General features: G+C 48.6%; 10 protein-coding genes. 5 read left to right on the top strand and 5 right to left on the bottom strand.

Going from position 1 to position 12297, the window contains the following annotated elements:
- Window positions 1–62 precede the first annotated feature (62 nt).
- The gene (locus IQ260_RS18475) at window positions 63–1790 is read left to right on the top strand and encodes an NAD+ synthase (protein ID WP_193994576.1); all 1728 of its coding nucleotides are present in this window, start codon (window positions 63–65) and stop codon (window positions 1788–1790) included.
- 910 nt (window positions 1791–2700) lie between these two features.
- On the opposite strand, the gene IQ260_RS18470 is transcribed toward IQ260_RS18475, so the two are convergent.
- Window positions 2701–3213 carry a hypothetical protein gene (locus IQ260_RS18470; RefSeq protein WP_193994575.1) on the bottom strand — a complete coding sequence of 171 codons (513 nt, stop codon included), beginning with the start codon at window positions 3211–3213 and terminating at the stop codon, window positions 2701–2703.
- A 395-nt stretch (window positions 3214–3608) separates the two neighbouring features.
- Between IQ260_RS18470 and dxs the strand changes: the two genes are divergently transcribed.
- Complete coding sequence (gene dxs / locus IQ260_RS18465; protein ID WP_193994574.1) at window positions 3609–5522, top strand: 1-deoxy-D-xylulose-5-phosphate synthase; 1914 nt, start codon at window positions 3609–3611, stop codon at window positions 5520–5522.
- Window positions 5523–5690: 168 nt separating this feature from the next.
- Here dxs and IQ260_RS18460 read toward each other — a convergent pair whose 3' ends face one another.
- Entirely contained in the window at window positions 5691–6179 is a 489-nt protein-coding gene (locus IQ260_RS18460; protein WP_193994573.1) for a hypothetical protein, read from the bottom strand.
- 219 nt (window positions 6180–6398) lie between these two features.
- Here IQ260_RS18460 and IQ260_RS18455 point away from each other — a divergent pair, with 219 nt between their 5' ends.
- From IQ260_RS18455 to IQ260_RS18445, 3 genes are all read left to right on the top strand, one after another.
- Window positions 6399–7097 carry a hypothetical protein gene (locus IQ260_RS18455; protein ID WP_193994572.1) on the top strand — a complete coding sequence of 233 codons (699 nt, stop codon included), beginning with the start codon at window positions 6399–6401 and terminating at the stop codon, window positions 7095–7097.
- The gene (locus IQ260_RS18450) at window positions 7094–7741 is read left to right on the top strand and encodes a molybdenum cofactor guanylyltransferase (RefSeq protein WP_193994571.1); all 648 of its coding nucleotides are present in this window, start codon (window positions 7094–7096) and stop codon (window positions 7739–7741) included. The genes IQ260_RS18455 and IQ260_RS18450 overlap by 4 nt, the downstream gene beginning before the upstream one ends.
- Before the next feature lie 137 nt (window positions 7742–7878).
- The gene (locus tag IQ260_RS18445; RefSeq protein ID WP_193994570.1) at window positions 7879–8697 is read left to right on the top strand and encodes a phycobilisome rod-core linker polypeptide; all 819 of its coding nucleotides are present in this window, start codon (window positions 7879–7881) and stop codon (window positions 8695–8697) included.
- A 172-nt stretch (window positions 8698–8869) separates the two neighbouring features.
- On the opposite strand, the gene IQ260_RS18440 is transcribed toward IQ260_RS18445, so the two are convergent.
- From IQ260_RS18440 to IQ260_RS18430, 3 genes are all read right to left on the bottom strand, one after another.
- Window positions 8870–9856 carry an RluA family pseudouridine synthase gene (locus IQ260_RS18440; protein ID WP_193994569.1) on the bottom strand — a complete coding sequence of 329 codons (987 nt, stop codon included), beginning with the start codon at window positions 9854–9856 and terminating at the stop codon, window positions 8870–8872.
- Window positions 9856–10698 carry a uroporphyrinogen-III C-methyltransferase gene (gene cobA / locus IQ260_RS18435; protein WP_322744995.1) on the bottom strand — a complete coding sequence of 281 codons (843 nt, stop codon included), beginning with the start codon at window positions 10696–10698 and terminating at the stop codon, window positions 9856–9858. Before cobA ends, IQ260_RS18440 begins: the two co-directional genes overlap by 1 nt.
- 145 nt (window positions 10699–10843) lie before the next feature.
- The gene (locus IQ260_RS18430) at window positions 10844–11776 is read right to left on the bottom strand and encodes a sirohydrochlorin chelatase (protein ID WP_193994568.1); all 933 of its coding nucleotides are present in this window, start codon (window positions 11774–11776) and stop codon (window positions 10844–10846) included.
- Window positions 11777–12297: the final 521 nt, after the last annotated feature.

Below are 12297 nucleotides of genomic sequence, written 5' to 3'. Positions count from 1 at the left end.
TCTTTACCTAGGGCTTTTGTGCATTCCCTTACCCCCTTACCCCCTAATCCTTTGATTTCCCCATGAAACTTGCTATTGCCCAACTTGACCCCACTGTCGGTGACCTGAGTGGCAACGCTCAACAGATTCTCTTGGCGGCCCAAGACGCAGCAGGCCAAGGGGCACGGCTGTTACTCACACCCGAACTCTCACTGTGTGGTTATCCACCGAGAGATCTCCTATTACGACCTGGTTTTATCCAACAGATGGCCACAGTTGTAGAACAACTGGCTAAGGACCTACCGCACGGGGTAGCGGCTTTAGTCGGTCTGGCTAGCCCTAATCCTAACGCTGGGAGTAAAGGACAGAAGCCTCTCTACAACAGCATGGCCCTATTAGAAAATGGAGTGATTAAAGCAGTCTTTCATAAACGGCTGCTGCCCACCTATGACGTATTTGACGAAGATCGTTACTTTGAATCAGGAACCCAGACTAATCACTTTTATCTTGGGGATGCCGACAGCTCTCTCCACATTGGTGTCACCATCTGCGAAGACCTATGGAATGAAGATGGTTTTTGGGGCCAGCGCACCTATGACGTAAATCCGACAGCTGAGGTTGTTGCAGCGGGTGTGGATGTAGTGGTCAATTTGTCTGCCTCACCCTTTACAGTGGGGAAACAAACCGTGCGAGAGCAAATGATTACCCACGCCGCTCGGCAGCACAACTGTCCCATCGTGTATGTCAATCAGGTGGGCGGTAATGACGACCTGATCTTTGATGGCTGCAGTGTGGCTATGGATCGTCAGGGGGACTTAATCAGTCGTAGCCCTGGATTTACACCCACGGTGCAACTGGTGGAGTATAGCGCAGAACACCGGAATCTGTTGCCAGGGTCGATTAACCCATTGTTGGATACACCGGAGGCGGAGATGTGGCATGCGTTGGTTCTAGGAGTCAAGGACTATAGCCGCAAGTGTGGATTTAGCAAGGCTGTGGTGGGTCTAAGCGGGGGAATTGACTCGGCTTTGGTGGTTGCGATCGCAACCGCAGCCCTCGGCCCCGACAATGTCCTCGGTGTCCTGATGCCCTCCCCCTATAGCTCCGATCACTCCATCAGCGATGCTGAAAAACTAGCCCATAATCTGGGCATAACCACCCAAACCCTAGCCATTGGTGAACTGATGGCTGGGTTTGACCACACCCTGCTCGATCTCTTCTCTGGCACCGAACCAGGCGTCACCGAAGAAAATCTACAGTCTCGCATCCGAGGCAACTTACTCATGGCCATCGCCAATAAATTTGGTCACTTGCTACTGTCTACCGGCAACAAATCAGAAATGGCCGTCGGCTACTGCACCCTCTACGGCGATATGAATGGCGGTCTTGCCGTCATTGCCGATGTGCCCAAGACTAAGGTTTACAGCCTATGTGATTGGCTAAACAGCAGTCTGCAAACAGGCGCATCCTTGGGACTAATCGAAGCAGCTGGTAAAACCGAAATCATTCCCGCCAATATTCTGACCAAACCACCGAGTGCTGAGCTACGTCCCGACCAGGTTGACCAAGACTCCTTACCCCCCTACGACATCCTCGACGATATTCTTGAACGGCTGATCCAATATCATCAGTCAGCTGCTGACATTGTTACAGCAGGTCACGATCCCAATGTAGTACAACGAGTTATCCATCTACTTACCCGTGCCGAGTTCAAGCGTAGACAGGCTCCCCCTGTGCTTAAAGTAACTGACCGTGCCTTCGGTATGGGGTGGCGTATGCCCATTGCTAGCCGTTGGCCATTAGCTCAATAGCGCCGGGGGTTGCTTTTCTGACGTAATTGAGTACAATACGTAGCCATACTGAACTACGGTACTTAGAATGAATGTTCTAGGTGCCGTGCTGTAGCAAAGCGGTCAGCGCTCTTTAAAGTAGGCTTACTCAAAGTTTTCTTTAAAGACGTGTCTTACCCTCTGTTTCATTTGCTACAATGACGCCGACTTCTATGGATGAGTCTAGTGCTGGCAGGGACAGCTAAAAAACGAACTATTTCTGAGCGACGGACCTGAGCACACATCCAGAAAAGCTTCAGTTTTCATAGGATCAACCGGCTACGTTAGCGTAGAGTTCGTGCTACCAAAAGTAAGTGTCGCTCTCCAGACAATTCACACAGATACTCTGCCTGTAGTATCTGAGGTTTTTTCCTTGAGTTTTTTAGGGATATAGCTCAGATATTGCAGCAGTGTCATTCATCATAGTCCCTCACTGTGGTACAAGGTTATGTTTATTCCTGTCGTCCTTCTAGTTTGTTTTATTACAATTTTCTGTGTTGAATACAAACCACCCAAAAAAATCGAAAAACCTACCAAAGGTGAGGATCTAGGTAAAACACTTGGTAAATATCTAGACGATCATATAAAACTTATTGAAAAATGACTTCATGGTTCGAGGCTTAAAACCTTATAAATAAAAGCATTAGGGGGATAAAACCATAAAATCAACTTTGAAAGCTCCCATAGAAACAAAGTTTTAAGCCCGCAAAGAAGTAATCGTTCGATACGTCAAGCAAGACAATGACACATCTGAGAACTACAAACTACAGTTAATGTAGTTTTCAGATGTGTTTTCATGGGCATCGCGATAGGCTCACTGTACGCATCACGTAGAGGAATGGCTTGGCAACAAATCGTCAGACTCATGTTGCCAACCGGTAAATCAGCTCGCCTACTGCCTGGGCAACGTCGTCCACGGACGATAGCCAGCGCGGATACAACGGTCAAGGGCTATATCCGTAGCTAGCTGAGCCTCTTCTCCTAAATCTATAACACAGGTGCCATAGCGCTCGGGTAATAGACTACGACTACAGTGCTCTAAGGCACTTACCGAAGGCTGCTCAAGTAACGCTTGATGGATATCAACAGTACAGTCCGCCACTTCATCCGGACGACGAGAGCGCTCACAGCCTTCCAAAGCATCTACGGCACTAATGCCGGTATCCTGACTAACATCCACAACACACTCCCCTAAGGTACCTGGGAAACGAGCCCCCGCGCAGCTGGCTGATGCCTGCTCTATCGTCAGCCCAGTGTCTGTCAAATCAGCCACACATTGCCCATAGCTATCATCGTCTTCTGCATAGCTTGGTAAAACCACCAGGGAAGCCGTGGCAAACCCAAGCGCTACGGGTAGGAAGAGTGAACGGGTTAAACGCTGGTGCAAAATAGACATATCGGTCATATTAATCATTATCAATAGGTTTAATAGAACAGAGAGTGCTTTACAGCATTCGATGTGTCAACCATTGCTGCCAGAACTACGATGCTGTAGGAAGCAAACAAACCACCCTTGCATAGTAATCGCTTAGTAAATTTTATCCACGTTCAGAGCCATTTTTTAGGGCCATTATCTTGCCGTGTAGGACAATAAAAAACTGAACTTGGACGTGGTCTAGGACAGCAGTAATTTTGTAATGATCGTCCTTTGAAACCCTGATCTAATCTACAGTGAATGAGTGACAAACCATGAGCCGTTGCTGAGGTAGGAGACGAGCCTATCCATGCTGTTCAGACTCAAAATCAGCAGCAGCGCTACGCCACACATCATTACAGAAAACGATCTAGAGGGTCTTTAACATGCATCTGAGTGAAATAACCCATCCTAACCAGTTGCATGGCTTGTCTGTTAAACAGCTAGAAGCCATTGCCCAGCAAATTCGAGAAAAGCATTTAGAAACGGTATCCACCAGCGGCGGGCATCTGGGGCCTGGCTTAGGTGTAGTCGAGCTAACCCTAGGGCTTTACCAAACCCTAGATCTAGATCGCGACAAAGTAACTTGGGATGTGGGCCACCAAGCCTATCCCCATAAACTGCTTACAGGCCGTTACAACGATTTTTCATCCCTCCGGCAAAAAGATGGTGTAGCCGGTTACCTAAAACGCTGTGAAAGCAAGTTTGATCACTTTGGCGCTGGCCATGCATCTACGAGTATATCTGCAGCCTTAGGTATGGCCATTGCCCGCGATCTACAGGGCGATGACTATAAAGTCGCGGCAATTATTGGCGACGGTGCTCTCACCGGAGGCATGGCTCTAGAAGCTATCAACCACGCTGGCCATTTACCCGATACAAATTTGGTCGTGGTGCTCAACGACAACGAAATGTCCATTTCTCCAAACGTCGGTGCGATTCCCCGCTACCTGAATAAAATTCGCTTGAGTCCACCGATGCAGTTCCTCAGCGATAACCTTGAAGAGCAAATAAAACAGCTGCCCTTTGTCGGTGATTCTTTTTCTCCAGAGTTAGATCGGGTCAAAGAAGGTATGAAACGCCTAGCCGTATCTAAAGTAGGAGCTGTCTTTGAAGAGCTTGGCTTTACCTATATGGGGCCAGTGGACGGTCACAATCTAGGGGAATTGATTAATACCTTTAAGGAAGCTCACTCAAAGGGAGGGCCTGTCCTCGTTCATGTCGCCACTGTCAAAGGCAAAGGCTATGAAATCGCTGAAAAGGACCAGGTAGGTTATCACGCCCAGTCCCCATTTAACCTCACGACAGGCAAAGGCTTTCCTTCGACTAAGCCGACGCCCCCCAAGTACTCAAAGGTCTTTGCAGAAACCTTGATCAAGCTGGCGGAAGACAATCCTAAAATTGTTGGCATTACCGCCGCTATGGCTACCGGTACTGGTCTGGATAAGCTGCAGGCAAAACTGCCTAATCAATATATTGATGTAGGTATTGCTGAACAGCATGCCGTTACCCTAGCTGCCGGTCTTGCCTGTGAAAATATGCGCCCAGTTGCAGCCATTTACTCTACATTTCTGCAGCGAGCCTATGACCAAATCGTCCATGACGTTTGTATCCAAAATTTGCCGGTCTTCTTCTGTCTAGATCGAGCAGGTATTGTCGGAGCCGATGGCCCCACTCACCAGGGCATGTACGATATTTCCTACCTGCGCTCCATTCCTAATATGGTGGTTATGGCTCCCAAGGATGAAGCTGAACTCCAGCGCATGGTGGTTACAGGAATTGAGCACACTGATGGGCCGATAGCCATGCGCTATCCCCGAGGTAGTGGCTATGGGGCACCTCTGATGGAGGAAGGCTGGGAAGCACTCCCCATCGGCAAGGGAGAGGTTTTGCGCCAGGGGGATGACCTGCTTTTATTGGGGTATGGGTCTATGGTTTATCCGGCCATGCAAACAGCTGAGATTCTGAGTGAACATGGCATTGAGGCAACTGTCATCAACGCTAGGTTTGTAAAACCCCTAGATGAGGAACTGATTGCCCCACTGGCGGCAAAAATTCAGCGGGTGGTGACCCTAGAGGAAGGCTGTCTGATGGGAGGTTTTGGCTCAGCCATTGCAGAAGCTTTGTTAGATCGCGATATCAATGTGCCAATTTTCCGTCTAGGGGTACCTGACATTTTGGTGGATCATGCTACTCCCGCCCAGGCGAAGGCATCCCTGGGCCTCACTCCTGCTCAAATGGTGGACAAAATCCTCAAGCGGTTTTCTTTAGCGCAGCTGGAGCTGGCCAATATGAGTTAACTTAGCGAGCGTATATGTTGCCGTTGCTGATTTAGGGGATAGACCGATCGGGTAATGATGCAATTTATCAGCACTCTTCAGATGAAATCATCCCGGGGATCAGCAACGCCTATATATTCACCAGAGCCCAGCCTTGCATTTGAATAAGTGTAAGGCTGGTTCTTGCTGTTACTGATTTAGCCGCTGTCGTCGCTGCACCCGTCTACGAGGTGGGTTGACTCTAGCTGTCATCGCTGGCAAAAGGGGTACGGGCGGAGCATGTAGTCTATGGCTTAGCCGAGTCCGCCGAGGGATAGGTAATGCAGAAAATTCAAGACACAGATCGATGAACCAAATCCCCAGGGCTAAGAATAGGGTAAGCACACTCAACAAAAAAAGACCCATTGCCCCTATTACTAAAGCATTGAGTACAACCAGTGAACGCAGTGCGAGGATACCCAAACTGGCCAACATTTCCAAAAGTGCCACCGCTGTCAATACGAAGCTGACATAGGCCCAACGACACCGCCGTCGACTCAAGTGAGTTACTTTACCGACAGCCGCCTGCATCCAATGCCATCGCAGCCAGGCTGCTAACGCGACAGCAACAACAATGAGCACCATTAAGACGTTATTGATAAGTAGTGAAATGAGTTGACCTGTTTGAACAGAAGACATCACTACCCAGCTCCATTTGACGCTAATTAGTTCAATTGTACTATGGTTATCTGCTCATGAGTCCGTCATGGGAGAAAAGTCAGCCTAGTGGTATTGTTGATGCGTGTTTGCCCCTTGCTAGGCTGCAAATGCGCTTTATGCGTCTTGATAGATATTTTTGGAGTTATCTAAAGCGTTACCAAATTATGTGTTTTCGTTAGTCATGTGTTTCTGTCATCCATGAAAGCAAAGTCGCGTCGAAGGCATATTGGACTCTACTGCTTATTTGGCTTGCTTGCCTGTAGTTTGACGATCGCTTGCAAACTAGCCATCGTTTGGGGGGTTGACTCCTACATTTATTCACTACCGATAGCAGGTGGTGTTCTGGCTAGTCTGGAAGTGGTTGAAATCGCTAGCCCAATTCTCATTGCCCTTTTAGGATTGGCGTTAGGAGCGCTCACCTATTACTTACCCACAGGCCTCAATCTAGGTATACGCTTGCTACTGCTTATTCTGGCGTTTCCCTTGATATTGCTGCTGGGTTATAAGGTCCGCCACAGTCTCTGGATCAATCGGGTAGCCACTCAGGAAAGGGTGTCTTTCGAGCAGGCTCAACAAGTAACTGATACCTTTTTAGAGCAAGAGACGTCTAAAAAGGGAAGTGTAGGGTTTTATTGGTATACCGTCACTAGAGCTACGCCCCCTATACGCTTAAGTAATTTGGAAACGACCAACGATATCAACTCACTCCAAAAGCAGCTAACTGATGTGGGCAGTCGTCAAACAGGTGGATTAGGGCTGGCTTTTAGGTTCTATCACTGGCTCTTTAGTCATGCAGGCTGGGGGATTCGTGCTGTCTATGCGCTGTTATCAGGGTTTGTGGGACTGTCCTATTTTTACAAGGGACAAAATTGGGCTGTCCGCCAGCGACGACGATGATACTGAAAATGGCGGCGTTGATTTTGGCTGGAGGCCAAAGTCGTCGCATGGGGTGTGATAAAGCCCTGCTCCCCTTGCCCACGCCCTACGCGGAGCAGCATACGCTACTAGAGCATACGTGTTTTATTGCCCAGAGCTGTGTGTCTCAGACCTATGTGCTGACGCCCTGGCCAGAACGCTATGGGTGTTTGCAGTCATCCTCTGTCATATTGCTACAAGAAACGGAGTCTGGTGCTGGTCCTTTGGTTGCCCTAGAGCGAGGCTGGTCGATGATTATGGAGGATGCTCGACGGCAACGTGAAGAGGGGCCTGACTGGTTACTGGTGCTAGCCTGTGATTTACCAGCACTCAATGCCGCTACCCTAAAGACTTGGTGCATGAATGTGGCCACCGTCAGCGGCAATGCGATCGCACTCCTACCCAGACAAGATAACCGTTGGGAACCCCTCTGTGGTTTTTATCACCGTCGCTGTCTTCCGAGTCTGCGTAACGCCATTCAGAGCGATATTCGTTCATTCCAACGATGGCTAGCCACCGAGACTGTAGTACCACTCTCTGTGGCGAACTCTCATATATTACGAAATTGCAATACTCCGGCTGAATGGCAGCAGTTTTTGGATTCTCTAACTGCTAGAAATCCATAGACAGCTTGACAAACAACGCTTCTGCATAATGTTAAGCTGTGTGATCTTTTGACTACTAATTTCCATGCCCGATGCCATAAACCCTTATAGTTATGATTAACGTTTGTTAAATTTCCTCATATTCTGGAGATTCTCAAGTGCCGATTCCTCTGCTGAACTATTCACTGGTTACCCAAAATTCTCGGGTTGAGGGCTATGAAATTCCTGGGGATGATCAGCCTAAGATTTATTCGACTCAGAATATTCTTTCTTCGACTGATATCAACGATCTGATTGAAGCCGCCTATCGTCAGATCTTTTTCCATGCATTTAAGTCTGACCGCGAGCCATTTCTCGAGTCTCAGCTGCGCAGTAATCAAATCACTGTGCGCGATTTTGTTCGTGGGTTGTTGTTGTCAAACACCTATCGCAACAGCTTCTACAACATGAATAGCAACTATCGTTTTGTAGAACAAACAGTACAGCGAGTACTGGGACGCGATGTCTTTGGTCAAGATGAGACGATTTCTTGGTCCATTGTTGTGGCGACTAAGGGCATTGAAGGCTTTGTAGATGCGCTGCTCAACAGCGATGAGTATTTAGATAGCTTTGGCGATGATATTTTGCCGTATCAGCGTCGTCGTGTTTTACCGAGCCGTAATGGTGGTGAGCTGCCATTTAACATCAAGTCACCTCGTTATAGCGAGTACTATCGCTCTATTTTGGGTTTCCCCAGACCTGTTATTCAGACCAGTATTCGTCGGTTTACGCCGCAAGAGCAGCAGGCCAAGGCTGGCAGCCCTGCCCTGTTTATGAATATGGCGCGTGGGCTCAGCAGCAGTCAGCCAATAACAGCCCAGCGAGTATCAGCGGCCAACATCAACTTTACGGGTGGTGTTCCCTACCGTCAGGTCAGTTTCGCTATTAACGATTCTGTAGCCGCTGCAGCGGTTGAAAAAGCTAAGATGGCAGATTAAAAGTTCTGTCCTTAGCCATGATGCTTAGCTGGACTTGAAAAGTCCTGTTTAGATAAACAACGGTTGAGCTATCAATAGTCTCTGAAATGCAGTACCTTAAGGTGCTGCATTTCTTTTATGTGCTTTTGGACGCAGTTCTGATCAACGGCCTAGAGGGGGCTGCTCGATAACATTAACAGCGTTGACGCAAACGCTGGAGTAGGGTGTCAACGGTTGACGGTAGTGGTGCGATCGCAACCACCTGCTTCCCAGTAATCGGATGTGTCAACGTTAGCTGTCTAGCATGTAACGCTTGTCCTGGGAGCTTGACCCCAACCGACCGGCCGGCTCCATAGGTCATATCCCCCACAATTGGATGGCCGAGCATGGCACTATGCACCCGAATTTGATGGGTGCGCCCAGTTTCTAGCCGATAGTGCACCAGGGTATAGTTGCCTAAGCGCTCCTGGATACGCCAATGAGTCACCGCTCGCCGCCCCCCTTTCTCGATGGGCAGCACCGCCATTTTTTTTCGATCCTTAGGATGACGACCAATGGGGGCATCAACCGTCCCCCACTCTTGACCGTCTGGCAGTTTAGGCGCCCCAAAAATCACGCCCAGATAGTCCCGTTGAGCCGTTTTAGCTTGGATTTGTTTTTGTAAGTTATGTAATACGGGCTCGGTCTTAGCCACCACCATGGCCCCAGTTGTATCCTTATCCAAGCGATGCACAATGCCAGGACGCTGCACACCCCCCACCCCCGTCAGTTGGTGCCCACAGTGAGCCAAAACTGCGTTGACCAGTGTGCCTCTGGGATGCCCTGGGGCCGGATGCACCACCATTCCGGCAGGTTTATTCACGATGAGCAGATGTTCATCTTCGTACAAAATATCCAGGGGAATCGCTTCGGGAATAAGCTCAAACGGCTCCACAGCTGGTATTTTTAGCTGCAACCAATCCCCCATATGAACGGTTATTTTTTTATGGGAGCAGGGCGCACCGTTGACTGTGAGTGCGCCCTGCTCAATCAGCTTTTGAATGCGATTACGCGATAACTCGCAATGGTCGCAAAGCCATCGATCAATGCGTTCCCCCGGAGTATCGGTCACTGACAGGTCAATCACATGTCCCGATACGCTAGGGAAGTGGGGGCCTTGTTCTTTATCTAAATGGGGCATTACGCTTGGATCGTAGACCAGTGCGGGGAATGCATGGGCGAAGCAGGGGCTAGCGTTTCATAGAGATTGACAACATTACCAATGACTGCGATCGCAGGTGCCTGAAACTGTTGCTCCTCCACCTGCTGCACAATCGTTGCTAACGAACCAATCAGCTCTTCATGTTCGGGACGGGTTCCCCAACGCACCAGCGCAACCGGCGTCTCCAGTGACAACCCAGCTGCCACCAGTTCAGACACAATATTCGGTAAATTATGCACACCCATATAAACCACGATGGTTTCAGAACCCTGAGCTAATGCCGCCCAGTTAACCTGGGGGCGATATTTACCCGTTGCCTCATGCCCCGTAACAAAGGTGACCGAAGAACTATAACCACGATGAGTTACCGGGATTCCTGCATAGGCTGGTGCCGCAATCCCAGCTGTAATACCAGGAACGACCTCTACATCGATTCCTGCTTCTAATAACCCCACCATTTCTTCACCACCCCGGCCAAACACAAACGGGTCGCCCCCTTTGAGCCTAACAACAACCGCGTGGTTCTGAGCCTGCTCAATCAACAGTTGGGTAATTTCAAGCTGCGCCATAGAATGTCGACCACGTCGTTTACCCGCATCAATCACCTGAGTTCGTGCGCTAATCATAGCCAAAATCGGCGGACTCACCAGAGCATCATGAATCACCACATCAGCATGCTCCAATAATCCTTTAGCCTTCAGGGTCAACAAACCCGGATCACCTGGACCAGCTCCCACTAGATATACTTTGCCAAACGAATCTTGGGTAAGCAGATGAGCCATATCGGTTGCATAGGGATGGGTATAGGTTGATTGTGTCAAAATCCTCTGAGATGTTTTGACACAATCAATACAACATAAAAATAAGTAATGCTTAATGTTACTTAATTTATGCTTAATCCAGTCTATACCTGACGCTTCTAAAATTGATGGGGATCTGGCTATCTAGAGTTTAAAACTCCTCATCTTAAGAGCGATTACCACAGCAAGAGTCAGAACGATGCCCCAAGTTCTCGATAACTAAATTAGCTACATCTGCTGTAGCACCTAGCGGTGGTAGTAACCGAAACTCAGTGCGAGGAAAACGCTCCGCCAATTCTTCTGTCAGATGGGCAATCCCATCCGTAATTCCACCCGCAAATAAAAAATACGGAAAAATAGTCAACGTAGAGCATCCCTGTTGCATCAATTGGATAGTCTGATTTTCAATATCAGATTCAATTGTCCAATATGCGACTGCTGTTCCTAGGGACTTCGCTAGGGTATCCACAGCTCGGTTGCCTCTAGCTTGACGGCTGCCATGGGCAACAATTAAACGGCCCCTCTTAGGAGAATCAACAAATCGCTTCGCCATCAAACCAGCCATACCCTGATGCCCGCCGATATGCTCCCCGACGACTAAGTCAATCATGCCGTTGAGTTCGTTGCGAGCTAGCTCGATCTCACTGGGGATATCGTCCATCACATGTTTGCCCTGGAGCAAAAATAACGGTACTAACCGCAATTGGTCGATCCCTGAGGAACTCAGACGTCGACCAAACTCACAAATCTGTTTATGCAATGGCAAAAGACCACAGTCCAGCACTGCCGTACCGACCATGAAACGATCCTGAGGTAACCGCTCTGGCATACTCACAGCCGGTTTGGCTATGGCTGGGGCTGTGACCACGGCTCCCACAGTGTCTTCCTGGCAAGTATGATCCCGCTTGCCTGCATCCATTTCCTTCGCCTTCGAAGAACGCTCTTCTACTAAGCAGGCCACAAACGGCTGAGCGCTCCATGGATTTAACAGCGAAGGATTAAGGCATTCGCGCACTAATTGAGCCAGACGATTGAGCGCTGCCTGGTGGCGTGGGTCACGACTACCGTGGGAGATGAGAAGATAAGCTGTAGATGTCACGAGATGTTTAATAAGTAAATAGGCCTGTCAGAATGAAATGAAATAAATGCATGGACTAACTGCGCTAAGGCTGTCTAAAGCAACAAAAAATTAATATCTTGAAAAGCTAATAGGCCTACTCATCTGTCAGCAAATTCGATACTTAGCTGCAGATAGATGAGTAAGCGCACGGCAGTAACATAGCCTATACGTCAAACCTTAAAACAAATGATAACTACATATACATCAGGTAGGGGAACCTCAGTGTTCCTAGATCCCAAACGTAAGTTTAACGCTAACTACTTCAATAGCTAGTGCATTAAGTCACCATCATTATCAATATAGTCAGTGTCTCTTGAATCCGGTCAGAGTTCTGTTGTATCTGATGCTATTTTCAGACTGGGCGCTCCACGTAAGCTACTAGATCGCTAGGCTCTGTTTAGTAATCCCCACCTTAGTAAGGGCTAACCTTTCAGTAGCAACCATATCCGAAAAATATTCAGAGAAAACCATGTGTTCCTCCAACAGGAGTGATATTATAT

It is taken from the genome of Leptolyngbya cf. ectocarpi LEGE 11479, from assembly GCF_015207065.1.
Taxonomy (GTDB): domain Bacteria; phylum Cyanobacteriota; class Cyanobacteriia; order Phormidesmidales; family Phormidesmidaceae; genus Leptothoe; species Leptothoe ectocarpi.
The sequence above is the reverse complement of the archived record's forward strand: the minus strand, read 5'-3'. Positions and strand labels throughout refer to the sequence as shown.

Bases quoted from the DNA above. Each gene is read 5' to 3' on its own strand.
- IQ260_RS18475 (WP_193994576.1), top strand. From the start codon at position 63: ATGAAACTTGCTATTGCCCAACTTGACCCCACTGTCGGTGACCTGAGT.
- IQ260_RS18470 (WP_193994575.1), bottom strand. From the start codon at position 3,213: ATGACCGATATGTCTATTTTGCACCAGCGTTTAACCCGTTCACTCTTC.
- dxs (WP_193994574.1), top strand. From the start codon at position 3,609: ATGCATCTGAGTGAAATAACCCATCCTAACCAGTTGCATGGCTTGTCT.
- IQ260_RS18460 (WP_193994573.1), bottom strand. From the start codon at position 6,179: ATGTCTTCTGTTCAAACAGGTCAACTCATTTCACTACTTATCAATAAC.
- IQ260_RS18455 (WP_193994572.1), top strand. From the start codon at position 6,399: ATGAAAGCAAAGTCGCGTCGAAGGCATATTGGACTCTACTGCTTATTT.
- IQ260_RS18450 (WP_193994571.1), top strand. From the start codon at position 7,094: ATGATACTGAAAATGGCGGCGTTGATTTTGGCTGGAGGCCAAAGTCGT.
- IQ260_RS18440 (WP_193994569.1), bottom strand. From the start codon at position 9,856: ATGCCCCATTTAGATAAAGAACAAGGCCCCCACTTCCCTAGCGTATCG.